The organism is Streptomyces sp. MMG1533, from assembly GCF_001279775.1.
GTDB lineage: Bacteria > Actinomycetota > Actinomycetes > Streptomycetales > Streptomycetaceae > Streptomyces.
Window position 1 is genome coordinate 274,659 of the sequence record NZ_LGDG01000001.1, and the last position, 24,944, is coordinate 299,602.

At 70.9% G+C, this 24,944-nt stretch carries 21 protein-coding genes; 8 read left to right on the forward strand and 13 right to left on the reverse strand.

Translation table 11 applies throughout. From position 1 onward, the window contains the following. Positions 1–19 precede the first annotated feature (19 nt). The 3 genes from ADK57_RS01185 to ADK57_RS01195 are packed head-to-tail and all read right to left on the reverse strand — an operon-like array spanning position 20 to position 2,534. The gene (locus ADK57_RS01185; protein ID WP_053747394.1) at positions 20–799 is read right to left on the reverse strand and encodes an ABC transporter permease; all 780 of its coding nucleotides are present in this window, start codon (positions 797–799) and stop codon (positions 20–22) included. Continuing rightward, positions 796–1,569: an ABC transporter permease gene (locus ADK57_RS01190; protein ID WP_053747395.1), complete on the reverse strand. Its 774-nt coding sequence runs from the start codon at positions 1,567–1,569 to the stop codon at positions 796–798. Before ADK57_RS01190 ends, ADK57_RS01185 begins: the two co-directional genes overlap by 4 nt. Further along, complete coding sequence (locus ADK57_RS01195) at positions 1,566–2,534, reverse strand: ABC transporter substrate-binding protein (RefSeq protein WP_053747396.1); 969 nt, start codon at positions 2,532–2,534, stop codon at positions 1,566–1,568. Before ADK57_RS01195 ends, ADK57_RS01190 begins: the two co-directional genes overlap by 4 nt. A 157-nt stretch (positions 2,535–2,691) precedes the next feature. On the opposite strand from ADK57_RS01195, the gene ADK57_RS01200 reads away from it, so the two are divergent. Next, positions 2,692–3,510, forward strand: a complete 819-nt coding sequence (locus ADK57_RS01200; protein WP_053747397.1) for an IclR family transcriptional regulator domain-containing protein — start codon at positions 2,692–2,694, stop codon at positions 3,508–3,510. On the opposite strand, the gene ADK57_RS01205 is transcribed toward ADK57_RS01200, so the two are convergent. The 3 genes from ADK57_RS01205 to ADK57_RS01210 are packed head-to-tail and all read right to left on the reverse strand — an operon-like array spanning position 3,461 to position 5,627. Then, complete coding sequence (locus tag ADK57_RS01205) at positions 3,461–4,396, reverse strand: PDR/VanB family oxidoreductase (protein ID WP_053747398.1); 936 nt, start codon at positions 4,394–4,396, stop codon at positions 3,461–3,463. The genes ADK57_RS01200 and ADK57_RS01205 overlap by 50 nt on opposite strands. Continuing rightward, positions 4,393–4,563, reverse strand: a complete 171-nt coding sequence (locus tag ADK57_RS50350) for a hypothetical protein (RefSeq protein ID WP_199830442.1) — start codon at positions 4,561–4,563, stop codon at positions 4,393–4,395. The genes ADK57_RS01205 and ADK57_RS50350 overlap by 4 nt, the downstream gene beginning before the upstream one ends. Further along, on the reverse strand, positions 4,560–5,627 hold the full coding sequence (locus ADK57_RS01210) for an aromatic ring-hydroxylating dioxygenase subunit alpha (RefSeq protein WP_053747399.1): 1,068 nt from the start codon (positions 5,625–5,627) through the stop codon (positions 4,560–4,562). The genes ADK57_RS50350 and ADK57_RS01210 overlap by 4 nt, the downstream gene beginning before the upstream one ends. Before the next feature lie 439 nt (positions 5,628–6,066). Here ADK57_RS01210 and ADK57_RS01215 point away from each other — a divergent pair, with 439 nt between their 5' ends. After that, positions 6,067–7,161, forward strand: coding sequence for an RHS repeat-associated core domain-containing protein (locus ADK57_RS01215; RefSeq protein WP_053747400.1), 1,095 nt, complete (start codon positions 6,067–6,069; stop codon positions 7,159–7,161). A gap of 133 nt (positions 7,162–7,294) precedes the next feature. On the opposite strand, the gene ADK57_RS01220 is transcribed toward ADK57_RS01215, so the two are convergent. Both ADK57_RS01220 and ADK57_RS01225 read right to left on the reverse strand, forming a co-directional pair. Next, entirely contained in the window at positions 7,295–7,627 is a 333-nt protein-coding gene (locus ADK57_RS01220) for a hypothetical protein (protein ID WP_053747401.1), read from the reverse strand. A 143-nt stretch (positions 7,628–7,770) separates the two neighbouring features. Continuing rightward, complete coding sequence (locus ADK57_RS01225; RefSeq protein WP_078972871.1) at positions 7,771–8,880, reverse strand: LacI family DNA-binding transcriptional regulator; 1,110 nt, start codon at positions 8,878–8,880, stop codon at positions 7,771–7,773. A 540-nt stretch (positions 8,881–9,420) separates the two neighbouring features. Here ADK57_RS01225 and ADK57_RS01230 point away from each other — a divergent pair. Both ADK57_RS01230 and ADK57_RS01235 read left to right on the forward strand, forming a co-directional pair. After that, positions 9,421–12,465 carry an alpha-L-rhamnosidase gene (locus tag ADK57_RS01230; RefSeq protein WP_053747450.1) on the forward strand — a complete coding sequence of 1,015 codons (3,045 nt, stop codon included), beginning with the start codon at positions 9,421–9,423 and terminating at the stop codon, positions 12,463–12,465. A gap of 263 nt (positions 12,466–12,728) precedes the next feature. Beyond that, a complete protein-coding gene (locus tag ADK57_RS01235; RefSeq protein ID WP_053747402.1) occupies positions 12,729–12,944 on the forward strand; it encodes a hypothetical protein in 216 nt (71 codons plus the stop codon). On the opposite strand, the gene ADK57_RS01240 is transcribed toward ADK57_RS01235, so the two are convergent. Continuing rightward, positions 12,933–14,231: an MFS transporter gene (locus ADK57_RS01240; protein ID WP_053747403.1), complete on the reverse strand. Its 1,299-nt coding sequence runs from the start codon at positions 14,229–14,231 to the stop codon at positions 12,933–12,935. The two genes, ADK57_RS01235 and ADK57_RS01240, sit on opposite strands and share 12 nt — an antisense overlap. A 152-nt stretch (positions 14,232–14,383) precedes the next feature. On the opposite strand from ADK57_RS01240, the gene ADK57_RS01245 reads away from it, so the two are divergent. Beyond that, a complete protein-coding gene (locus ADK57_RS01245) occupies positions 14,384–16,435 on the forward strand; it encodes a phosphocholine-specific phospholipase C (protein ID WP_053747404.1) in 2,052 nt (683 codons plus the stop codon). Between the two features lie 64 nt (positions 16,436–16,499). Beyond that, complete coding sequence (locus ADK57_RS01250) at positions 16,500–17,321, forward strand: phospholipid scramblase-related protein (RefSeq protein WP_053747405.1); 822 nt, start codon at positions 16,500–16,502, stop codon at positions 17,319–17,321. A 6-nt stretch (positions 17,322–17,327) separates the two neighbouring features. Here the strand turns inward: ADK57_RS01250 and ADK57_RS01255 are convergent, their stop codons facing one another. After that, positions 17,328–18,278, reverse strand: coding sequence for a DMT family transporter (locus ADK57_RS01255; RefSeq protein WP_053747406.1), 951 nt, complete (start codon positions 18,276–18,278; stop codon positions 17,328–17,330). Beyond that, the gene (locus ADK57_RS01260) at positions 18,275–19,072 is read right to left on the reverse strand and encodes a phosphatase PAP2 family protein (protein ID WP_053747407.1); all 798 of its coding nucleotides are present in this window, start codon (positions 19,070–19,072) and stop codon (positions 18,275–18,277) included. Before ADK57_RS01260 ends, ADK57_RS01255 begins: the two co-directional genes overlap by 4 nt. A gap of 225 nt (positions 19,073–19,297) precedes the next feature. Between ADK57_RS01260 and ADK57_RS01265 the strand changes: the two genes are divergently transcribed. Continuing rightward, entirely contained in the window at positions 19,298–19,912 is a 615-nt protein-coding gene (locus ADK57_RS01265) for a TetR/AcrR family transcriptional regulator (protein ID WP_053747408.1), read from the forward strand. 149 nt (positions 19,913–20,061) lie between these two features. On the opposite strand, the gene ADK57_RS01270 is transcribed toward ADK57_RS01265, so the two are convergent. Further along, positions 20,062–21,078, reverse strand: a complete 1,017-nt coding sequence (locus ADK57_RS01270) for a DUF2510 domain-containing protein (protein ID WP_053747409.1) — start codon at positions 21,076–21,078, stop codon at positions 20,062–20,064. A gap of 375 nt (positions 21,079–21,453) precedes the next feature. Here ADK57_RS01270 and ADK57_RS01275 point away from each other — a divergent pair, with 375 nt between their 5' ends. Further along, the gene (locus ADK57_RS01275) at positions 21,454–24,138 is read left to right on the forward strand and encodes an ATP-binding protein (protein ID WP_053747410.1); all 2,685 of its coding nucleotides are present in this window, start codon (positions 21,454–21,456) and stop codon (positions 24,136–24,138) included. 1 nt (position 24,139) lies between these two features. Here ADK57_RS01275 and ADK57_RS01280 read toward each other — a convergent pair whose 3' ends face one another. After that, positions 24,140–24,931 (reverse strand): SDR family NAD(P)-dependent oxidoreductase, encoded by a 792-nt coding sequence (locus ADK57_RS01280; protein WP_053747411.1) that lies wholly within the window; start codon positions 24,929–24,931, stop codon positions 24,140–24,142. Positions 24,932–24,944: the final 13 nt, after the last annotated feature.

The window sequence follows — 24,944 nt, forward strand, 5'->3', positions numbered from 1 at the left end:
GACCGCCCTTTCACGAGACTCACTGGGACCGCCGGGCCGAGGCGCGCAGGCCGTGGTACCAGGCCAGGACCCGCCGCTCGACCAGCTGGAAGACGACGGAGAGCAGGAAGCCGAACAGGCCGAGGACGAGGATCCCGGTCCACATGTCGGGGATCGCGAAACTGCGCTGGAACTGGACGACGGTGAAACCGAGGCCGTTGCTGGCCGCGAACATCTCGCTGATGACCATCAGGATGATGCCGATGGACAGGGCCTGGCGCAGGCCCGCGAAGATCTGCGGGCTCGCCGAGCGCAGCACCAGGTTGGTGAGGCGTGAGGGCCCCTTGATGCCGTACGAGCGTGCCGTTTCGGCCATCACGGGGTCGACCGCGCGCACGCCCTCGACCGTGTTGAGCAGGATCGGCCACACGCAGCCGCTGGCGATCACGGTGACCTTCATCGTGTCGTCGATGCCCGCGAACAGCATGATCACCGGGACGAGCACCGGAGGCGGCACCGCCCGCAGGAACTCCAGGACCGGTTCGCACACCGCACGGACCCGCCGGTAGGAGCCGATGACCGTGCCGAGCGCCACCCCCACGACGGCCGCGAGCGCGTAACCGCCCGTCAGCCGCAGCACGCTGGGCAGGACGTCGTCCTTGAGCCGCTCGGCGGTCCACACGTCCGGGAAGGTCTGCATGATCGTGCGCAGGGGCGGCCAGAACACGTCCGTACTGTTGTCGGACGCGAGCCACCAGCCCACGAACAGCACCACGGGCAGGGCGACAACGAAGAACAGTCGCAGCAGGACGCGCCTCACACCGCCACCTCCCCGCGCACCGACTGGTGCCAGGCCAGGGCCCGTCGCTCCACCGTACGCGCGCCCACGTTGATGAGCAGCCCCAGTAGTCCGGTGACCACGATCAGCGCGTACATCTCCGGCACCGCCTGCGAGTTCTGCGCGACCCCGATCCGCGCGCCCAACCCCGGTGCGCCGATGACGAGTTCGGCGGTGATGGTGAGGATCAGGGCGACGGCCGCGGCCAGCCGTACGCCCGTCATGACGTACGGCAGCGCGGTCGGCCACAGCACGTGCCGGACGCGCGACCAGGTGCCGAGACCGTACGAACGGGCCGTCTCCTCGGCGACCGGGTCGACGTCCTGGACGCCGTACAGGGTCTGGATGAGGATCTGCCAGAAGGAGGCGTACACGACGAGCAGGAGCACCGAGCGCAGTTCGGTGCCGTACAGCAGCACCGCCAGCGGGATCAGCGCGACCGAGGGGATGGGGCGCAGGAACTCGATGGTCGAGGCCGTCGCCTCACGCAGATACGGGACCACGGAGATCACCACCCCGGCGACGATGCCCGCGCAGGCCGCGATCGCGAGGCCCAGCGCCCAGCCGGTGAGGGTGTCGCCGAGGGCCGACCAGAAGGCGCTGTCGGCGAGTTCGTCCGCGAGGGCGCCGGCGATGCGGCTGGTCGGCGGGAAGTACTCCTCCTTGACGAGGCCGACCCGCGGCACCGCCTCGCCGAGGGCGAGGAAGGCCGCGAGCCCGGCGGCGCCCAGGGCGGCGTTCTCACCCTTCACGGCAGCAGCGCGTCCACGTCGGGGGTCTTCTTGAACAGACCGTCCTGCTCGCCCAGCTTCGCCAGTGCCTCGATGGACGCCCGGTTCGGCTCGGCCGGCCACTTCGGCAGGGTCACCTGCGCCAGCACGGACGCCGGGATCTTCGTGTACGTCGTGACGATCTGGCGGACCTCGTCCGGGTGGGCGTCCGCGTACGCGAGGGACTCGGCGGTGGCCTCCTGGAACTTCTTCACGACGTCCGGGTGTTGTTGCTGGTACTGCGCCGACGTGAAGTACAGCGCGACCGTGGTGTCCTTCGCCACGTCCACGATGGGAGTGGCGATCACGACGCCGCCCTGGCTCTTGACGGTGGCCTGCGCGGGCTCGACGACACTCGCGGCGTCGATCTGGCCGCTGTCGAGGGCCGCGGGCATCTGGTCGAAGGCAAGCTCGACGAAGTTCACCTTGTCGGGGTCGCCGCCCGCCTTGCGCACCGACTCGCGCACCGCGGTCTCGTTGATGTTCTTCAGGGTGTTGATGGCGACCTTCTTGCCCTCCAGCTGCTTCGGCGACTTGATCGGGCTGCCCTTCTTCACCATGAGGGCGCTGAAGTCCTTGCCCTCCACGCCCGTTGAGGCGATGCCGTTGGCAACCGCCTTGACGGGCACGCCGGTCGACTGGGCGACCAGGAGCGAGGTCACGTTGGAGAACCCGAACTGGAACTGTCCGCTGGCGACTCCGGGCACGATCGCCGCACCGCCCTGGGCGGTGGAGAGCGACAGCTTCAGGCCGTGCTTGCTGTAGAAGCCCTTCTTCTGGCCCAGATAGATCGGTGCGACGTCGACGATGGGGATCAGCCCCAGCTTGACGGTGGTGGTGCCGCCGGACGACGCGCCGGCGTCCGCCGAGTCGTCGCCGGACGAGCCACAGGCCGTCCCGACGAGCAGGAAGGTGCCGGCGGTGAGACCGGCGAGCAGACGACGCATGGCTCCTCCTGTACAGACAACGGTGCAACGGTGTTCCGACAGGTTGTGCGCAGACCGCACAGTAGTGCGCAGGTCTGCTCAGCGGGAAGGTAGAACTCGCAACGGATCAGGGTCAATGGGTTGGCTGACAAAATTGTTGACAGTGCTGGAGGCGTCGATGCCCGAGCCGGTCCGCGCAGCGCACTTCGTGAGGTCCTTCGAGCGTGGGCTCGCGGTGATCCGCGCCTTCGACGCCGAACACCGGGTGCGCACGCTCAGCGAGGTCGCCCGCACCTGCGACCTGACCCGCGCGGCCGCCCGCCGCCTGCTGCTGACCCTGGTCGACCTCGGCTACGTCCACCAGGACGGCCGCACCTTCCGGCTCACCCCGCGCGTGCTGGAGCTCGGCTACTCCTACCTGTCGAGCTTCTCGCTGCCCCAGATCGCCGAACCGCATCTGGAGCAACTGGTCGAGCGCACAGGGGAGTCGTCGTCCCTGTGCGTGCTCGACGGCGACGACGTCGTGTACGTGGCCCGGGTGCCCGCGCGCCGCATCATGACCGCGGCGATCACCGTCGGCACCCGTTTCCCCGCCCACGTCACCTCCGTGGGCCGGGTGATCCTCGCCCATCTGCCGGACGAGGAGCTTGAGTTGCGGCTCGCACGCGTCGAGCTGCGTCCGCTGACCGCCCGCACCATCGTGTCGGCGAAGGCGTTGCGGGCCGAGCTCGACCGGGTGCGGCGGCAGGGGTACGCCCTCGTCGACCAGGAGTTGGAGGAGGGCCTGCGCTCGATCGCCGCCCCGGTGCGGGACCGGGGCGGCGAGGTGGTGGCGGCGGTGAACATCCCGGTGCACGTCAGCCGCAACTCCCTGGCGTCGGTGCGCCGGGACCTGCTGCCGCACCTGCTGGAGGCGGTCGCCGGGATCGAGACCGACCTGGGACCGGCTACAGGTCGAGGACGAGCCGCTTCCCCCGGCACCGGGACACGCAGATGAGCATGGTCTCCCCGGCCTCCCGCTCCTCGTCCGTGAGGACCGAGTCCCGGTGGTCCGGGGTGCCGTCGAGGACGTCGGTCTCGCAGGTCCCGCAGGTGCCCTCGGTGCAGGAGAACAGCACCTCGACGCCCGCGGAGCGCACCGCGTCGAGCACGGAGACGTCCACAGGGACGGTCAGCGTACGGCCGCTCCGCGCCAGCTCGACCTCGAACTCGGTGTTCTCGCCGGTCTCCTGTTCCTTGGGCTGGAACCGCTCGACGTGCAGCGCCCCGGCCGGGCAACGCGCCTCCACCGCGTCCAGGAGCGGCCCGGGGCCGCAGCAGTACACGAGTGTGTCCTCGGGGACCTCGTCGAGCACCGAGCCCAGGTCCAGCAGCCCGGTCTCGTCCTGCGGAGCGATCGTGACCCGGTCCCCGTAACGGCCCAACTCCCCGGTGAAGGCCATGGATTCACGGCTCCGCCCGCCGTACAGCAGCGTCCACTCGGCGCCCGCAGCCTCGGCCGCCGCCAGCATCGGCAGGATCGGCGTGATACCGATGCCGCCCGCGACGAAGCGGTAGCGGGGCGCGGGCTTCAGGGCGAAGTGGTTGCGCGGACCGCGCACCCGCACCTTGTCGCCCTGTCCCAACTGCCCGTGCACATGGGCGGATCCACCGCGCCCGTCCGGCTCGCGCAGTACGGCGATCCGCCAGGCGTCCCGGTCGTCCGGGTCGCTGCACAGCGAGTACTGCCGCTCCAGCTCCGGGCCGAGCACGACATCGATGTGGGCGCCGGGCTCCCAGGCCGGAAGCCGTTCGCCCAGCGGGTGGCGCAGGGTCAGGGAGAGTACGCCGTCGGCCGCGAACTCCCGCCGGTCGACGACGAGTTCGGCTTCGTACAGGGTCATGAGCTGTTTCCTTGCGGCTCGTGTCCTTGCGGGTGGGAGAGCATCCACTCCCACATCTCGATGGGGTCCTGCGAGGTGTGCTCGCGGCCGCAGTGACAGGTGCCGTGCAGGATGTCCGTGCCAGGCAGCCAGTCGATGCGATAGACCTCGCCGGTCGGGCTCGTCACTGGACCTTCTCCATGGGCTTCTCGCCCTCCTCGACCAGCCGGGCGAGGATACGGCGGGCGGCGAGACCGCCGGTGTCGATGTTGATGCTCAGCTCCTGGTAGCCGGTGCGCTCGGTGCCGAGCGTCTCCTGGAGCAGGTTGAGCGCATCGACGTCCTGCATGACGACGGTGTGGTTGTTGCCCCGCAGGAACTCGGTGACCTCGGGGTCCTCCGTGGCCCAGTCGCGCGAGACCATCCAGAAGTCGTACACCTTGCCGTCGGCGGACGGCGTGATGGCGTACGTGATCTCGGTGTGGAAGCCGTTCGGGTCGCTGCCGTCCGCCTCGGGGAGCACGCCGACCGGCGCGATCCGGCTGTGCAGCAGGTAGAGACAGGGCGCGTGGTACTCGATGTCCTGCCAGCGGGTGATCCGGCCCTCGATGCCGGTCGAACGGGCGTAGAACGGCGGGCACTCGGCGTCGTCCATGTGCCGGCTGACCCGGACGATCCCGGCGCCCTCGTCGACCTCGGTGGTGATCGGGGTCTCGGCGACCTCGGGGGTGCCGATGTAGCCGCCGTGCAGATACGTCTCGTGGGACAGGTCGAGGAGGTTGTCGACCAGCAGACCGTAGTCGGCGTCGATCGGCTCCATGCCGCGCACGGTGACCCAGCCGGGGGAGTCGAGGTGGCGGGCGCGCGGGATGCTCTGCGGGTCGGCGAGCGCCGGGTCGCCGATCCACACCCACACCAGGGAGTCCTGCTCGACGACCGGGTAGGAGGCGACGCGCGCGGTGCGCGGGACGCGCTTCTGCCCCGGCACGTACACGCAGGCGCCCGTCTGGTCGTAGGTGAAGCCGTGGTAGCCGCAGACGATGCGGTCCCCGTCGAGGCCGCTCTTCGAGAGCGGGTAGCGCCGGTGCACACACCGGTCGTGGAGTGCGACGGGCGTGCCCTCCTCCTCGGTGCGGTAGAAGACGAGCGGCTCACCGAGGATCGTGCGGCCGAGCAACTCCTCGCGGCCGACCTCGTGGCTGTATGCGGCGACGTACCACTGGTTCCTGGCGAAGGCGGTGGTGTGAGGCATTGGGGGCGGCTCCCGTCTCTGGTGGTGGTGGCATCGTCCGGGAGGGCTTCACCGGGCCGCAAGACTACTTCCGCCTCGCGGAAGGGCTGGGGTGAATTACCAGTTCAGAGCGGTGATGCGTGCGATGCCGGGGTGGCGTGCGAATCGAGGTGGCGGCGGGAGGGCTGCCGGAGAATGCTCTGGATCTTCGTCCGGGGCCGGCCGGCTGCGTGATGGGACTGCTCTGTCTCCGACCGCTGCCGAGCGCCACAGCGGCAAAAGGCGAGGGCTGTGACTCCGGGGAGAAGCGCGTAGCCGTTGACACACCCGCGGCCACTGCCTCGCGGGCGACCACGAGATCCACGCGCAGCGTCCCGGAGCCACGATTCGCCTGGCGACGATCTGTCTCGGCGGGTCGCTCACCCGATGGCACACCGACCACCGCGGCTCGGTCCGTCTCATGACCACGGGCACGGGCACGGTCGTCCAACGGATTGTGTATGACCCGTTCGGCAGGATCCTCGCCATCCAGGCCGGAGGAGACCAGCCCCGGGACACGTACGACGGCTACGAACTCCTTGAGCAGGTGGGCCTGTACCTGTCGCCGAAGCGCCCCTACGACCCCGTACTGGGCCGCTACCTCGTCCCCGACACGGTCGCCGCGGACCTGTGGCATCCGGTGGGCCTCAACCGTTACGCCTACGCCGCCAACGACCCCGTCACCGTGCGGGACCCCGCAGGCCGGGCCTGGTGGCACATCGCGCTGGCCATCGTGGCCGTGGTGGCCGTCGTGGTGCTGACCGTGGTCACCTTCGGGGTCGGCCTGACCGGCTTGGGCGCCATGATCGGGGTGTTCGCCGCGATGGCAGTCGGCGGCGCGGTCGGCGGCATCGCCGCGGCCCAGGCAGGCGGCGACATCGTGCTGGGGATCCTGCTCGGTGCGGCGCTGGCCGGCGCCGCGGCGTTGGGCGGGGCGCTGGCCGGGGCCGGTTTCGCGGCCGCGTTCGGCGCCAAGTCCCTCGTGACCTTCCTGCTCTCCGGAGCGGTCAGCGGGGCGCTGCTCGGTGCCGCGACCGGATTTGGCGCCGGATTCGCCGGCGGCACGGGTTCGCTCGGCGAGATCTGGGAGAAGACCTGGCAATCGGCTCTGGCGGGGTTCGTCACCGGCCTGGTGTTCGGGCTGGCCGGCTACGGATTCGCCCAGGGCTGGTTCGGTACCGGGAACATCAGCCCCCGGCTGCCCACCGGTGCGGAGACCGAACGCGCGCTCGCCGAAGGCGCCAAGGCCGCCGGACGGGCGGGGAACACCGGCGTCGGTGCCTCCGCCGCCATCGGCCAGGGCGTGACCGGCACTGCCACCAGCCTCGCGGGCTCCGCACTCAACTTCGGCGCGCCGACCGGCTTCAACGTCCTGCAAACCTTCGTCTTCAACCCCGTCGCCGGAACCCTGCTCATCGAGTCGATCTCGGTCCTGTTCGCCTTCGACTTGGCCGACAAGGTCATCGACCTCATCAAGAACAGCGGCGCCGGCTACTCGAAGAGCGGCACCTTCTGAACCTCACGCCGACACGCTCCCGGCGGCCCATGGACCACCTCCACAAGCCGGGCGGCCGGGCCGGGTGAACGCAATCTCCAGCTGCGTGCGAAGCGTTCGTAGACGGTCTGCCAGGGGCCATGATCAGGTACGGCTAGTCACCGGTGAACCACAAGTAGCTGCCCGGCGTCGCCGCACACTCGTCGAGAAGCTCGGCAAGGTCGAGCAGAGCCGCTGTCTGCCGGTCGTCAGTACACCTCTGTGCCAGGGCGGCGACTTCCTGGCGGGCGACTTGGGCTTCCTGTTCGTTGAACAGCGTGTCGCCGTACGGATCGACCCAGCCGAGCTTGCCCGAGCCATGCCGGTCGAGGGCGCTCAGCACCCTCGCCAACGCTTCACCATGCTCGTAAGAGCCCCGCAGCAAGGTGTCCCGGGACCGCCCCTTTCGCACGGGTCGCCCCGAGTGCAGTTCCAGCTCGATCCCCATGACGCCTCCTACGGCCCAGGACACCGAATCTTCGCAGAGATCATTTGTCAGACACGACCCAGCAGGTCACAGGCTCATCGCCCCCCCCACGCAAGCGCAGGTCAGAAAGGCGCGCCAGCTGTACCACGCGGTGAACCGCCTGCTCAGAGCGGAGACTCGCGGGCTGGTTCGGTAGCGCCGTCACGGCTTTCCCGCTTCTCCGACCGGTCACCGGCCCACCCGGGTGGGCGAGCGGTGGTCCGGCGCGGCACCAGAGCGGGGGACAGGCTGACCTGGACCGTGGGTCTGCTCCGGTCGGTGATCCGTTCCAGGACGAGACGGGCCGCGTTCCTGCCGATCTCGTGGCCCGCCTGGTCGACGCTGGTCAGCGAGATCGGGCCGAGCGCGGCGAACGTGGTGTTGTCGTAGCCGGCCACCGAGATGTCGTCGGGGACGGACAGCCCGGCTTCGGTCACCGCCTCCAGCACACCCATCGCGACGACGTCCGCCCCGGCGAACACGGCTGTGGGCGGGTGGGGGCGGTCCAGCAGTTCCTTCGTGCCCAGGTGGCCGCCCTCCTGGGTGTAGCTGGTCGAGACCACGTCGATCCACTCCGCGAGCCCGTGGGCCCGCATGGCCTGCCGGTATCCGTCGGCGCGCCGGGCGTTGGGCATCTCCGCGAGGCGTGTCGGGTCGGTTTCGAGGTGCTCGATGTGGGCGATCCGCCGATGCCCCAGACCGGCGAGGTGGCCGACGACCAGAAAGGCGCCCTCGACGTCGTCGTTGACCACGGTGTCGTACGCCGGAGAGGACCCGTGGCGACCGACGACGACGGTCGGCACGGCGGAGGCCACCCGCTCGAGGTGGGGGCGAGGGGAGACGGGGGCGATCAGGATCAGGGCGTCCATACCGCGGTCGATCATCGCCTCGGTGATCCGGGCCTCGGCCTTCTCGCCGTTGCAGCCGGGCCCCAGCAGCACTTGGTACTCCGTGTCCTCCAGCGCATGGGTGATGCCGTCGAGGACCTCGGGGAAGAAGGGGTTGCGGATGTCGGGCAGCATCACGCCGATGGTGTACGTCTGCCCACGCAGTCCCCTGGCACCCGCGTGCGGCCGGTAGCCGAGCTCGTCGATCGCACGGCGCACCTTCGCCCGCATCTCGGGGCTCGCTCCGTAGGCGTTGCGCAGCACCTTGGACACGGCGGTCGTGGAGACCTGGGCGTGACGCGCGACATCGACGATGGTGACGCGGCGGCGTGGTGCTGGCGGCTCCATCCGGTTCCTCTCCCGTCGGGAAACGTTGCCGCCGAGTGTACGGATCAACCCTGCTGCTCAGTCGGTGCTCGGCAAGGGCCGGGCGAGGTCCGGGCAGGGGTACTTCCGTAGCAACTGTCCAGCGTGCGCGGCATCTTGACGTCACGCGGGACGCTCTCTAGGGTCTGGCCACACCCGGTGGGCAACGTTATCCACCGGCGCCCGGATGCCTTCCCGACCCGAAGAACGACAAGCCACCCCGGTTCGACGAAGCCGACAGGCAGGCGCACGTCCCCGCCTCCCGCTCGACGGAGGCCAGATCCAGCAGTCCTCTTGAAACGTTTCATGAGAGGAGCGCCGACCGCAGAGCCGGCTCCTGACCGCCCCTGGAACACGTGTGAAGACCGAAGGGATGAAGGTGTGAGCGATGCACAACACGACGAAGACGGCACGGACCGTGAGGCCGAGAACAACGGCCGTCGCGGCGGACGGGGCAAGGGAGTCCGCCGTCGGAGCGTGCTCGCGGCGTCGGCGGTCGCCGTGCCGGTAGTGGCCGGAGCCATGGGCGGCGGAGGCACCGCGCACGCGGCATCCTCCCGCCGCAAGGAGCAGGCCGCGGTGTCCGGGCTGACCGCAGAACACCGCACGGCCCCCCTGGGCGTGGACGCCGCCCGGCCGCGCCTCGGCTGGCGCATGCGGTCGTCGGCCCGAGGCCGCGGCCAAGGGGCGTACCAGATCCTCGTGGCGAGCTCGGCCGACAGACTGACGCCGGCCCGAGCGGACGTCTGGAACAGCGGCCGCATCCGCTCCTCCGATTCCGTGGCCGTCCGCTACGCGGGCAGGCCGCTGCGCGCCTCGACCCGCTATCACTGGACCGTCACCGTCTGGGACGCCGAAGGCCGCGCGGTCGGTACCGCATCCCCCTCCGTCTTCGAGACCGGCCTCATGAGCACCGACGGCGTGGCCGGTTGGGACGGCGCGCAGTGGATCGGGATGAAGGGGAAGGCTCCCGACTCGGCCGGCGCACCGATGCTGCGGAAGGAGGAACACCTCAGGGCATCGGGGCCCGCGGTCCGCGAGGCCCGGCTGTACGTCTCGGCCCTCGGCGTGTACGACGCGTACGTCAACGGACACCACCTGACCGTGCCGCAGGACGGCGGCACCACCATCGAGCTGCTGCCCCCGGGCTGGACCAACTACGACGCGCGCCTCAACTACCTGACCTACGACGTCACGGAGCTCGTGAGGCGGGAGCGGGTGCTCACTCTCGCCGTCGTCCTGGGCAACGGCTGGTACAACGGCCGCGTCTCCGAAGGCAGTACGTACTACGCGGAGGACGGCAACGCCCTGGCGGTCAAGGCGAGGCTGCTGATCCGGTACGCCGACGGGACGTCGCAGACGGTCGTCTCCACGCCGGAGGGCGGCTGGAAGGCCACGGACACCGGCCCTTACCGCGCCGACGACATCTACGACGGCCAGACCTACGACGCCCGGATGGAGCTGCCGGGCTGGACCGCGCACGGGTTCGACGACTCCGCATGGTCGGACGTGGAACGCGTCGCCTTCGAGGACAAGTACCCGGACGTGCGACTCCTCGCCTACCCGGGCGAGACCGCACGCCTGATGTCGAAGTGGGACCGCCGACCGCGGTCGATCACCGTCGCGACCGGAGTGACCGGACAGGACGGCAGCCCGGGCGGCAGGGGGCGCATCGTCGTGGACCCCGCCCGGACGGTGACCGATCCCGCGAAGGCGGCCTCCGCCCCGGTCACGATCGGCAGTGGCGAGACCGCCGTGTTCGACCTCGGCCAGAACATGGTCGGGGTGGCCCGCTACGGCCTGCGCGGCCCGGCCGGAGCCCGGGTCGAGTTCCGGTTCGGCGAGATGCTCAACGACGACAGCGCCGGCGCGGACGGCCCCGAGGGCTCCGTCTACCGGGCCAACCTCCGCAGCGCCAAGGCCACCAGCACGTACGTCCTGAAGGGCGACCGGCACGGCGAGACCCATCAGGACTCCCTGACCTTCTACGGCTTCCGGTACGTGTCCGTCACCGCGACGGACACCGTCACGATCACCGGCCTGACCGGAAAGGTCGCCACGTCCGCGATCCGTGAGATCGGCACCGTCACCACCAACGATCCCGACGTCAACAAACTGGCGGGCAACATACGGTGGGGCCAGCGCGGCAACTACCTCTGGGTGCCCACCGACTGCCCGCAGCGCGACGAACGCCTCGGCTGGACCGGCGACACGCAGGTCTTCTCCACGACCGGCCTGTACAACGCGGACGCGGGTGTCTTCCTCAGCCACTTCCAGGACACCGTCGTCGACTCCCAGGTCATCTACGGCATGGACAAGGCGCAGTTCACCGGAGTCGCCCCCGGCGGGAGGTACAACTGGCCCGGCGGCGGGAGCGGTTGGGCGGACTGCGGTGTCATCGTGCCGTGGACCGTGTGGCAGATGACCGGTGACGCGGCCGTCGTCGAGGACAGCTGGCCCGCGATGACCCGCTACCTGGACTGGATCCGGCAGCAGACCGGCGACACCTACGCCGGACAGGGATCCCTCACCGGCGACTGGCTGGCGCCGCAGAAGACCAGTGCCCAGCTCATGAGCGACGTCTACTACGGCTATGCCGCGCGGCTGATGGCGCAGATGGCCCGAGCGATCGGCAAGGCGGCTCAGGGGGAGGCGTACGAGCAGCTCTTCGGACGCATCAAGCAGGCGTTCATCACCAAGTACCTGAACACCGAGGGCGGCACGGTCACGGTGAAGTCCAGCCTCGGCGACGCCTCCCCGATCGAGCCGGGCGCCGACCCGAACCAGAAGACGGAGGACAACAGCCAGTCGGCGCTGCTGTGGGTCCTGAAGCTCGGCTTCTACGAGTCCGAGGCCCAACGCCGCACGCTCGTCGGGCTGTTGGCGGACAACATCGGCAACGACGCGGCCTACAAGGCCGCGCATCCGAACAGCAGCCGGGTCAGGTACGCCGAGAACACCCTGTCCGTCGGCTTCCTCGGCGTCAACGTCCTCGCCCCCGTCCTCACCGAGGAGGGCCGCGCGGACCTGGCGTACAAGCTGCTGCACCAGGACGCGCTGCCGTCCTGGCTGTACTCGGTGAAGAACGGTGCCACCACCGTCTGGGAGCGCTGGAACTCCTACTCCGATGACGCCGGCTTCGGCCCGGTGAGCATGAACTCCTTCAACCACTACGCCTACGGCGCGATCATGGAGTGGATGTACGCGTACATGGCCGGCATCGCCCGCGACCCGGACAGCCCCGGCTTCAAGCGCTTCCTGCTGCAACCCCACATCGATCCCACCGGCAGGATCACGCAGGTGTCCGGCTCGTACGAGTCGCCGTACGGCGAGATCAGAAGCGAATGGGCCGTCGACGACGCGGGCCGGACCCTGGTGTACGACGCGGTCGTGCCCGCGAACAGCGAGGCGACCCTGCGCCTTCCGGCCGCCTGGGCCGATGCGGTCCGTGAGGGACGCATTCCCCTGGCGCGAGCGGACGGCGTGCGTTTCCTCGGCCACGCGGACGGGGCGTCCTCGTACCGGCTCCCGTCCGGCCGGTACCACCTGACCGCTCGGCTCCACTGAGAGCGGACGCAGAGCGAGGAACTCACCGGTCTGCGGTACCGGCGGAGGCACCGCAGACCGGTGAGTTCGCTGCGTCGGGGGCGGCGGCCGAAGCGGTCGGAGAGCAGGCCGCCGAGCGGCTGGAGCATGTACACGGGCGCCGAGGTGGTGCGAGAGGTCGCGGACAGTCTCACCGACCTGACGCCCGGCATGTTCCACGCCCTGGCCTTCGGCGAGGACGCCGATCGCCCTCGCACTGGAAGGACGCGGTCAGGCCCATCGACGTGGAACTCACCATCGACGAAACGGTCTTCGCCCAGCAGCAGTCCTACATGACCGAACTGGGTACGGGCATCGTGGACTGGGCGGGGTGGTCGGAGGCGATGGCTCGAACCCCTGGTGCGGAAACCGTGCTCATCGAACTGGACGAGGCGGCCGACCCCGTGGCCGCGCTGCGGGCGGGAAAGGCCGTGGCGCAGCAGTGGACCTCAGCGCCGTAGCTCCGTGTGGGCCGTCTCCGGCAGTCGCAGATACACCAGCGAGGACACGAGGCAGAGGACGGCGACGTACCACGGGAAGAGTCCGGTGTGGCCCAACTCCTTGAAGAGCGTGCCCACATACGGTGCCGTACCGCCGAACAACGCCACCGTCAGCGAGTAGGGAAACCCGATGCCGGCCGCGCGCACCCGCGGCGGGAACACCTCGGCGTTCACCGCCGCGCTGATCGAGGTGAACCCGGTCAGCAGCACCATGCCCGCGCACTGCACGAGCAGCAGGACCGCGAACGAGTCGCGCAGGGCGTGCAGCAGCGGCACGCTCAGCAGGGCGAAGCCGAGGCCGAAGAAGAGGAGCAGCGGGCGGCGGCCGAAGCGGTCGGAGAGCAGGCCGCCGAGCGGCTGGAGCAGGCCGAAGAAGGCGAGCGAGATCGTGCCCGCGAGCAGTGCGTCCGACTTGTCGATGCCGGCGTTGAGTTCGGCGTACGTCGGCAGGTAGGAGGTCCAGGTGTAGTACGCGATCGTGCCGCCCGCCGTGATCCCGCAGATCAGCAGGGACTCGCGCGGATGGCGGCGCAGCGCCTCCAACAGGCCGGGGCGCGGCGCCTGTTGCTGCTCCTGGCTGCGGGTCTCCTGCGCACCCTGCCGGATCCAGAAGCCGACCAGGCTGAGCACGGCCCCGACGACGAAGGGGATCCGCCAGCCCCAGCCGTTCATCTGCCCCTCGCTCAGCGTGTCCACCAGCAGGGTGGCGAGGCCGGACGCGACGAGCTGCCCGGCGGTCGTCGACACGTACTGGAAGCTGGAGAACAGTCCACGCCGGCCCGGGCCCGCCGACTCGACCAGGAAGGTCGTCGAGGCGGCGAACTCCCCGCCCACCGACAGCCCCTGGAGCAGCCGCGCGAGGACCAGGGTCACCGGAGCGAGGACGCCGACCGCCTCGTACGTCGGCGTCAGCCCGACCAGCAGACTGCTGCCGCCCATCAGCAGGATGGTGACCGTCAGCGCCGCGCGCCGCCCCTGCCGGTCCGCGATCGCGCCCATCAGCAGCCCGCCGACCGGCCGCATGAAGAAACCCACCGCGAACACCGCGAAGGTCGACAGCAGCGGCACCAGCGAGTTGTCCGCGCTCCTGGGGAAGACCTCGGCGGCGATGTAGGTGGCCAGAAACGTGTAGGCGTACCAGTCGTACCACTCCACGGCGTTGCCCACGGAGGCGGCGAGGAGCTGGCGTACGGGCCGTTTCGTCGGCGTGGACGCCGAGGTGTGCGTCTCTGTCATGATCGCGACCATCCCCCCACTCCGGCCCCGGCACACCCCCCGTACCGACGACTTTCACATCAACGCCACCAGACCCTTCCCTGACGTTTGGTGCTCTTGGAACACTCCTTTCGCGCGTATTCCGTCATGTTCCGGCCATCCGTACCAGGATGAGAGGCCCACTCATGCCCGACGTCAACAGGCGCCGATTCCTTCAGCTCACCGGCGCCACCACGGCGTTCACCGCGCTGTCCAACAGCATCCAGCGTGCCGCCGCGCTCCCGGCCCACCACCGCACGGGGACGATCGAGGACGTCGAGCACATCGTCGTCCTGATGCAGGAGAACCGTTCTTTCGACCACTACTTCGGATCGCTCAGAGGTGTACGCGGCTTCGGAGACCCCCGTCCGGTCACCCTCCGGAACGGCAAGTCGGTCTGGCACCAGTCGGACGGCACGAAGGACGTCCTCCCCTTCCACCCCGACGCGGACGACCTGGGCATGGCCTTCCTCCAGGACCTCCCGCACGGCTGGAACGACGGCCACGCCGCCTTCAACGCGGGCAAGTACGACAAGTGGGTGCCGTCCAAGGGCGCCACGACCATGGCGTTCCTGAACCGCGGGGACATCCCCTTCCACTACGCGCTCGCCGACTCCTTCACCATCTGCGACGCCTACCACTGCTCGTTCATCGGCTCCACCGACCCGAACCGCTACTACATGTGGACCGGCTACACGGGCAACGACGGCACGGGCGGCGGCCCGGTCCTCGGCAACGACGAGGTCGGCTACGGCTGGACGACGTATCCCGAGCGCCTGGAGAAGGCCGGGATCTCCTGGAAGATCTACCAGGACGTCGGCGACGGCCTCGACGCGGACGGCAGCTGGGGCTGGATCGAGGACGCCTACCGCGGCAACTACGGCGACAACTCGCTCCTCTACTTCAACCAGTACCGGAACGCGAAGCCCGGCGACCCGCTGTACGACAAGGCCCGCACCGGCACCGACCACACCAAGGGCGAGGGCTACTTCGACCGGCTGAAGGCCGACGTCAAGGGCGGCAAGCTGCCGCAGATCTCCTGGATCGTCGCCCCCGAGGCCTTCACCGAGCACCCCAACTGGCCCGCGAACTACGGCGCTTGGTACATCGCCCAGGTTCTCGACGCACTGACCTGTGACCCGGCGGTGTGGGCGAAGACGGCCCTGTTCATCACCTACGACGAGAACGACGGCTTCTTCGACCACCTGGTCCCGCCGTTCCCGCCGGGCTCCGCCGCGCAGGGCAGGTCGACGGTCGACGCCGGGCCCGATCTGTTCAAGGGCGACGGCAAGAGCGTCGCCGGGCCGTACGGGCTCGGCCAGCGCGTGCCCATGCTGGTCGTCTCGCCCTGGAGCAAGGGCGGGTACGTCTGCTCCGAGACCCTCGACCACACCTCGATCATCCGGTTCATGGAGAACCGCTTCGGTGTCCACGAGCCGAACATCTCGCCCTGGCGGCGCGCGGTCTGCGGCGACCTGACCGCCGCGTTCGACTTCTCCCGCAAGGACACCGGGCCGGTCGCGCTGCCCGACACCGACGGCTACGAGCCGCCGGACCGCGAGCGTCACCCCGACTACGTGCCCACCCCGCCCGCCAACCCGTCCCTGCCCCGGCAGGAACGCGGCCTGCGCCGCGCCCGCCCCCTCAAGTACGCCCCGTACGTGGACGGTTCGGTCGACCCGGCGAACGGGAAGTTCACGCTCACCTTCGCCTCCGGCGCCAAGGCCGGTGCCGCGTTCCTGGTGACCTCCGGCAACCGCACCGACGGCCCCTGGAGTTACACCACCGAGGCCGGCAAGACGGTCGCGGACGTCTGGAACTCGGCGTACTCGAACGGCTCGTACGACCTGAGCGTGCACGGCCCGAACGGCTTCCTGCGGGTCTTCAAGGGGCCGAACCAGAACGCCGGACCCGAGGTCACCGCGCGCCACACCGGCGACGACGTGGAGCTGACCTTCACCAACAAGGCCTCCGGCACGGCGCGGTTGAAGGTCGGCAGTGGATACGGCGACCGGGCCCGGACCTTCACCGTGCGCGCCGGAGCCACCGTGAAGCACACCTTCGGCCTCGCGGTGAGCAGGCGCTGGTACGACCTGACCGTCACGTCCGAGGCCGACCCGGCGTTCCTGCGGAGGTTCGCGGGACACGTCGAGAACGGGCGCCCGGGCGTCAGCGACCCGGCCGTCATGACTGGGTAAAGCCTTCCGGAGGGCGCAGGTCCGGGCTGGTCAGCCACCGGTAGGCTCGGGATAGTGTGCCTCGGTGACCACGCAATCGAACACACCTGCAGGCTGGTACCCGGATCCGCACGGAGCGGCTCAGACGCTCCGCTACTGGGACGGCGCGCAGTGGACCGAGCACACGAACCCGAGTCAGCAGGCCCAGGCGGCGCCGCAGATGCCGGCGCAGCCGGCCGGCCCGGACCCGCGCGTCCAGCGGCAGGTGCAGCAGCAGGCCGGGGTCGTCGCGGGCGGCCCCGGCGGCGGCAGCCTGTTCAGCGAGCCGGTCCTGGTGGTGAACCAGAAGGCCAAGCTGATCGAGCTGACCAACGAGTACACGGTCATGGACCAGAACGGCAACCAGCTCGGCTCGGTCGTCCAGGTCGGGCAGAGCGCGCTGAAGAAGGTCCTGCGCTTCGTGGCCAGCGTCGACCAGTTCATGACGCACAAGCTGGAGATCCGCGACGCGCACGGGCGGCCCGTGCTGCTGCTGACCCGGCCCGCGAAGTTCCTCAAGTCGCGGGTGATCGTGGCGCGTCCGGACGGTCAGCCGGTGGGTGAGATCGTCCAGCAGAACATGATCGGCAAGATCAACTTCGCGATGAACGTCGACGGCCGGCAGGTCGGCGCGATCAAGGCGGAGAACTGGCGCGCGTGGAACTTCGCGATCGTCGACCACACCGACAAGGAGGTCGCCCGGATCACCAAGACCTGGGAGGGCCTCGCCAAGACGATGTTCACGACCGCGGACAACTACGTCCTGCAGATCCACTACCAGCTGCCCGAGCCGCTGCTGAGCCTGGTCGTGGCGACGGCGCTGACCGTCGACACGGCGCTCAAGCAGGACTCGCGGGGACTGGGCTGAGCCCGGTCACAGGGGAGTGAGGTGTCCCGGCTCGGACGGCCGGGGCACCAACGCCGGTTCGGGCGTCGCCGACTCCGGCTTCAGCGCCAGGACCGCGGCCACCGGGTGTTCCTCGTGGCCGATACCGGCCAGGTCCGCGGCGGGTGTCACGCGCGACAGCAGCACCACGCCCCAGGCCGCGAGCCCCGCCCCCGCCAGGGCGAGCAGTACGCCCGCCGCGCCGCCCTGCAGCCGCTCGCCGAGCAGGGCGAGGCCGATCGCGGCGGCGGCCACCGGGTTCGCCAGGGTCACCACGGCGAGCGGGGCGCCGAGGCCGCCCCGGTAGGCCGTCTGGGACAGCAGCAGTCCGCCGGTCGCGAAGGCCGCGACGAGCAGCGCCACCCCGATCACCTCCACGCTGAGCAGCGATTGCGTGCGGTCCGTCACGGCCACCGTCACGGTCTGGGTGAGTGCCGAGGCGACACCGGAGGCGAAGCCCGACGCGGACGCGTGCCGCAGGCCCGGCCGCGCGCCCGGCCGTGCCAGCGCGCCGATCAGGGCCGCCGTCACGCCCGCGACCGCGACCGCCTCGGGCACGCTCAGCACGTCGTCGGGCGCCGGCCCGGACGCCGTGACCAGGATCGCGGACAGACCGAGGAGCGTCAGCGCGGTGCCCCGCCACTCCGTGGCGCTGACCCGCCGCCCCGCGACCCGCGCCCCCATGGGCACCGCCGCGACCAGGGTGAGCGCGCCGAGCGGCTGGACCACGGTCAGCGGTCCGTACTTCAGGGCGACGACGTGCAGCAGCGCGGCCGACGCGTTGAGCACGACCGACCCCCACCAGGCACCCGAGCGCAGCAGCCGCTGCATGCCCGAGCCCGGGTTGCGGGAGGCCAGCCGCTCCTGGGCGACGGCCGCGGACGCGTAGGCGACGGAGGAGAACAGGGACAGGACGACGGCGAGAAGGGTGGCGTTCATCGGCCCGCTCCCACGAGAACCTGCTCCTCGGCGGGTACGAGCCGGTCCTGAGCGCGTCCGGCGGTGCTCGCCGTCCGGTGCGGCAGGTGGATCACCGCGAGGGCGAGGCCGAGCAGGGCGCCGGCCACGACCGCGTCCAGCCAGTAGTGGTTCGCCGTCCCCACGATGACCAGCAGCGTCAGCAGCGGGTGCAGCAGCCACAGCCAGCGCAGGCGGGACCGGGTGGCGACGATCAGGCCGATCGCCAGCATCAGCGCCCAGCCGAAGTGCAGCGACGGCATCGCGGCGAACTGGTTCGAGAGGTGGTCGGTCTGCGGCGGGCCGTACACGGAGGGGCCGTAGATCCGTGCGGTGTCCACCAGGCCGGTGGCGGCGAGCATGCGCGGCGGGGCCAGCGGGAACAGGAGGTGCACCACCAGCGCGGCGGCGGTGAGTGCGGCCAGGGCGCGGCGGGCCCACACGTAGTGCGCCGGGCGGCGCAGGTAGAGCCAGATCAGGAAGGCCAGGGTGGCCGGGAAGTGGACGGTCGCGTAATAGGTGTTCGCGAGTTGCGCGAGCGTGTCGCCGTGCAGCAGCGGGGACTGCACCGAGCCTTCGCCGGGCAGGTGGAGCGTCCGTTCCAGGTCCCACACGCGGTGCGCGTTGTGGAAGGACTCGCCGGTGTGGCCCGTCGCCAGTTGCCGGCCGAACTTGTAGACGAGGAAGAGCCCTACGACGAGCAGGAGCTCACGGACGAGCGGCGGCCGCGCTATCGCGCTCGGCGCCGCCTGGGAAGGCTCGGTGCGGGCATTCATCCCCCGGCCCTTTCGCTGACGGTGGTGCGTGTGCTGACGCCGGACGGTCTGGTGACCCGCCGAACGGCCGGAACTCATCGATACGACTGAGTACCGGTACGACAGTGTACCGATACGCCAGTGTACCGATACGCCGCCGTACCGGTACACTGGAGTATCGATTGACGTACGACACACTGGAAGGGCGGGGCCTCCCGCCCTGGAACCGAGTGAGGAGAAGGGCAGATGACGTCGCAGGCCGCGGACGGACCGGAGACGGTCGCCGCCTCGCGCCGCTCCAAGATCACGCCGGAGCGAGAGCGGGAGTTCTTCGACGCCGTACTCGACCAGATCCGCGAATGCGGCTACGACTCCGTCACCATGGACGGCGTCGCCTCCAGCACCCGCTGCAGCAAGTCCACGCTGTACCGGCAGTGGAAGACCAAGCCCCAGTTCGTGGCGGCGGCCCTGCGTGGCAGCCGTCGGGTGCGTTTCGCCGGCATCGACACCGGCTCGCTCGCCGAGGACCTGCGCCAGGCCGCTCGGGCGGCGGGCGCCTGGTCGATGAGCGACACCAAGCTGGTCCAGGCGCTCGGCCACGCCGTCACTCAGGACGAGGAGCTCGCGCTGGCGCTGCGCGAGGCGCTCGTCGAGCCGGAGATCGCCGCGCTCCAGGAGATCCTGCGACGCGGCGTCGAGCGCGGTGAGGTCGCCGCCGGCCATCCGGCGCTGGAGTACATCCCGGCCCAGATGTTCGGTGTCCTGCGCGCGCGGCCCGTCCTGGAGGGCAAGTATGCCGACCCGGACTACCTGGTCCGGTTCGTGGAGGCCGCGGTGCTGCCCGCACTGGGCCTGACCTAGGACTCAGGCCGCCGTCCGCGGGATGACCGGACGGTGACCTGCTCGCGCCGCACCGTGGGGACGGGGGCGGCGCGCACCCCCCGGCCGGGTGGGGTTCCTCTTGAGCGGAGAGGTGCCCCACCCGGCCGACATGTTCTCGGGATCGGACGTCAGACGTCCTGGCCGCTGCCGCCGCCCGTCGACACCTTGATGCCCTTGGTGATCTCGTCGAGCACGGCCTGCGTCTCCTCCACGTCGACACCGAAGCGGACGACGACCATCTGCTGGGAGTTCGCGGGGGAGGGAAAGGCCAGCGACTGGACATAGCCGTCGGAGCCCTTGCTGGTGACCGCCTTCCAGCGGACCAGATAGCCCTTCTGCCCGGCCACGGTCACGGCCTTGGACGCCAGCACGTCGTGCGAGGTGATCTTGCCGTAGGTCGCGCCGCCGTAGGACTCCTCGGCGCCGGCCGAGATGTCCGCCTTCGCGACCTCCTCGGCCGTGGTGCCCTTGGTGCCGAGCGCCAGGGCCGGAGCCGAGTACGCGCCGCCCTTCGTGCAGGACTTGGAGGTGTCGCCGGGGCAGTCGTAGGAGTCGTTCGACGTGACCGACGCGCCGACCTGTATCTGCTGGCCGTACCAGTCGTCCGGTATGGGCAGGCTGATCCCGTCGATCGGGTCGGTCACCGAACCGCTCTCGATCTTCGGCGCCTCGGACTGGTCGGGCGAGGGCGAGGGGCCGTCGGAGTCCCCGTCGCCGCCGGAACCGCCGTTGCCGCCGCCCGGGCCGCCCTGGCCGCCCGTGGAACCGTCCTGGCCGCCGGGGCCGCCCTGTCCGCCCGGCCCCTGGGAGTTGGCGGTGTTGTCGCTGCCGCCCTCGTCACCGGAGAGCGCGTACACGCCCACGCCTATGCACGCGAGGACCACCACGGCCGCCGCGACGGCTATGCCCGTGCGCAGACCGCGTCGCGAGCCGGCCGGCGGCTGCGCGGGATACCCCGGATAACCCGGATGCGCCGGGAACGCCCCGGCGCCCACCGGTACCTCCGGGGGACCCCACGCGGCGGCCGATCCCGTGGGGCGGGTCTGGTCCGTCCATGCCTTGCCGTCCCACCAGCGCTCGGTGGCGGGACCGTCACTTGTCTGCCCGGGGTCGGGATACCACCCGGGGGGAGTCACCTGCGTCATGTCCCCACCGTATGAGGCCTCGGTGAAAGAGGCATGAGAGGGGAGAGTGGCGAATTCGCCCTATCCCGGGACGAGTCGTACCGGTCTTTCCCGTGCGGGCGGCGGAAGCCGCAGTCCGTCCCGGCCCAAAGTGACCGAACCGAGTCTTTTCCGCGCCGATGAGTCCCTCCCGATCTTCCGTGCGGATGGCCCTTCCCGGGCATTTCTGACTGATGGTCAGGTTTGTGGCGGCCGGTCGCGGGCAGGGCCCTTCGCCCTCCCCTACCCGGCGTCTCCCGTCACGGCAACAGGTACCCGGACCGGCCTCCGCTTCGGCATCCGGACGGCTACGCTCAAGGTCTGTACGTCGTTCGGGCGACTTGGGGAGGTAGCGCGATGACGGAGGTACGGCCCCTGGCGGCCGCCCCGGCCTCGCTGTGGGAGCGCGACGAGGAAGTCGCCGCCGTCGTACGGGCCATCGACACCCTGGGCGCCGACAGCTCCTCCACCGGCAGTCTGCTGATGATCCGCGGCGAGGCCGGCTTCGGCAAGACCGCCCTGCTCGCCGAGACCCGACGCATCGCCGAACAACGCGGCTGCACGGTGTGGTCGGCGCGCGGCGGCGAGACCCTCAAGTCCGTCCCCTTCAACGTCGTACGGCAACTGCTGCAACCCACCCTCATGTCGCTGATGCCGGAAGAGGCCCGCGAGTACCTCGGCGACTGGTACGACATCGCGGGCCCCGCCCTCGGCCTCACCGACCCCGGCGAGCGGCAGGCCGACCCGCAGGGCGTCACTGACGGCCTGGTCACCGCGGTACGCCGGCTGTCCCGGCGCGACTGGCCGCTCGTCCTGCTCATCGACGACGCCCACTGGGCCGACCAGGAGACCCTGCGCTGGCTCGCCGCGTTCACCGAGCGCCTGGACGACCTGTCCGTCCTGGTCGTGGTGGCCCGCCGCCCCGGCGACGTGACCGGCGAGAGCGCCCGGCTCCTCGACGCGGTCGGCGCCACCGCGGGCCTCCCCGCCACCATCCTGAGCGCCCTGACCCCGGACGCCACGGCCGGACTCACCCGCGCCACCCTGGGCGAGCACGCCGACGCCGCGTTCTGCCGCGAGGTCTGGGCCGTCACCGCCGGCAACCCCTACGAGGCCGTCGAACTCCTCGCCAAGGTCCAGGACAGCGAACTCGAGCCCACCGAGAGCGCGGCCGGCGAACTGCGCGCCCTCAACCGCTCCGCCCGCGGCGGCGGCCTCGTCGCCCGCCTGGAGGAACTCGGCATCGACGCCACCCGGTTCGCCTGGGCGGCGGCCATCCTCGGCACCGGCATCTCCGTCGACCTGGTGGCCAAGCTCGCCACCCTCGGCCGCGACGACGCCGTGCGCTGCGCCGAACTGCTGCGCAACGCCCGCATACTCACCGCGCCCGACCCGGCGGGCGGCCAGGCCGCCGACGGCGACCTGGAGTTCGTGCACCCGCTGATCGCCACCGCGGTCTACAACTCCATCCCGCCCGCCCTGTGCACCGCCATGCACGGCATCGCCGCCCAGGTCGTCACCGACTCCGGGCTCGGCGCCGCGGCAGCCGCCCGCCACCTCCTCCAGGTCCACCCGGACGACGACGAGGAACTCGTCGAACAGCTGCGCGAGGCCGCCCGCGACCACCTCGCCGTCGGCGCCCCCGACGCCGCCCGCCGCTGCCTGGAACGCGCCCTGCTCGAACCGCCGCAGCCCGAGGTGCACGCGCGCGTGCTCTTCGAACTCGGCTGCGCCACCCTCCTGACCGCGCCGGCCAGGACCATAGACCACCTCCAGACCGCGCTCGCCATGCCGGGCCTCGACGGCGACGCACGCGTCGACGCCGTCTTCCGCCTCTCCCAGGCACTCCTGCACAACGACCAGCTGGAGGAGGCCGTCCGCACCGTCGAGGCGGAGGCCGCCCGGCACGAGGCCGGCCCCGCCCGGATGCGGCTGCAGGCCGTGCAGTACATGTGGGAGGGCCTCCACGCCGGCGAGACCACCTCGCCGGGCCGCTCCGAGCGCCTCGCCGAACTCGCCCGTACCTGCACCGGCCGGGACAACTCCGAGCGCGCCCTGCTCATGCTGCGCGGCTTCGACGCCATGACCCACGGCGAGAGCGCCGAGGAGGTCGTCGACCTGTGCGACCGCTCCCTCGTCAACGGCCGGCTCGCCCCCGGACTCGACTGGACCGACACCGAGTGGGGCGTCGAACTGCTCCTGATGCTCGCCAATGCGTACGCCTACACCGACCGCCTCGACCGGGCCGACGCCCTGTACAGCGAGGCCCTGCGCGCCTACGAGTCGGCCGGCTGGAGCGGCGGCCACCTCGCCCTGGCCCACGCCTACGTCGGGGTCGGCCACCGCAGGCGCGGCCGGCTCCGGGAGGCCGAGACGTCCCTGCGCGAGTCCCTGCGCCTGGCCGAACGCGTCGGGCGCGGCCTGCCCCTGTACTGGACCGCGACCTGCAACCTCGTCGACACCCTGCTCGCCCGCGGCCACGTCGACGAGGCCTGGGCGATCGCCGAACAGCACGGCTTCGCCCCGCCCTACCCCTCCACCATCGTGCTGCCCGACCCCCGCTCCGTGCGTGGCCGCCTCCTGCTCGCCGTCGGCCGCACCAAGGACGGCATCAACGAACTGGAGGCCGCCGAGAAGGCGGCCGCCGTCCGCGGTCACCACAACCCGGTGCTCGTGCCCTGGGCCTTCGACCTCGCCCGCGCCCTCGCCACCGACGACCCGGTCCGCGCCGGCCGGCTCGCCACCGACGTCCGCCGGCACGCCGAACGCCTGGGCACCGACACCGCCATCGGCGAGGCACTGCGCTGCGCCGCCGCCCTGGAGACCGGCCAGCGTGCGGTCCGGCTGGCCGCGCAGGCGGTCGCCTACCTGGAGGCCTCGCCCTGCCAGTACGAACACGCGGCGGCCCGCGTCGAGTACGGCATCCTCGCCCGCTCGGTCGCCGAACTCAACCGGGGCCTGGCGCTGGCACGGTCCTGCGGCGCGGACGGCCTGGTGGCGCAGGCGAGGGCGGTGCTGGAGACGGGGCGCGGGCTGCGGTAGCTCAGCCTTCGAGCAACTGCTCGGTCACGGCGGCCAGTCGCTTCCGCACCTCGGGCTCGTACGCCGCCTCGTGCGCCCGCGACGGCCGCGTACCGTCGAAGTAGCGTCCGCTGCCCGGCTCCCGGGTGGCCAGCGCGAGGACGCCCGAGGCGCCGTCGGCGACCGAGCTCCAGGGGCTGACGCCGGCCTCGCGGACCATCGCCGTGTCCATGTACGTCGCCGGGTGCAGCACGTTCACCGAGACACCGGTGCCCTCCAGCTCCTCGGCGAGGGTGAACGTGTGCGCGGCGAGGGCGAACTTGCTGCGGCAGTACGCCGAGACACCGCTGTAGCCGCGGGTGAGCTCGGGGTCGTCGAAGGCGAGCGGCTCCTGGCCGGCCGAGCCGACGTTGACGATCCGCGCGGGTGGGTTCGCGCGGAGCACGGGCAGCAGGGCTCGGCTCAGCGCGACCGGCGCCAAGTAGTTGACGGCCAGCCGCAGTTCGTGCCCGTCGGCGCTCACCTCGCGTCCGGAGCCGCGCGGACCGCTGCCCACGCCGGCGTTGTTGACGAGGACGTCGAGCTCGGGGTGCGCCTCGGCGACCCGGGCGCCCAGCTCGCGCACCTGAGCCAGTGAGGCCAGATCGGCGACGAACCCCTCGGCCGTGCCCTCGCCGCGCAGCTCCTGAACGAGTTGCTGCGTGCGGGCGGCGTCGCGGCCGTGGGCGAGGACGAGGTGTCCGGAGCGGACCAGTTCGAAGGCGACGTACCGGCCGAGACCGGAGGTCGCGCCGGTGATCAGAATCGTGGACATGCCCCCACCGTAG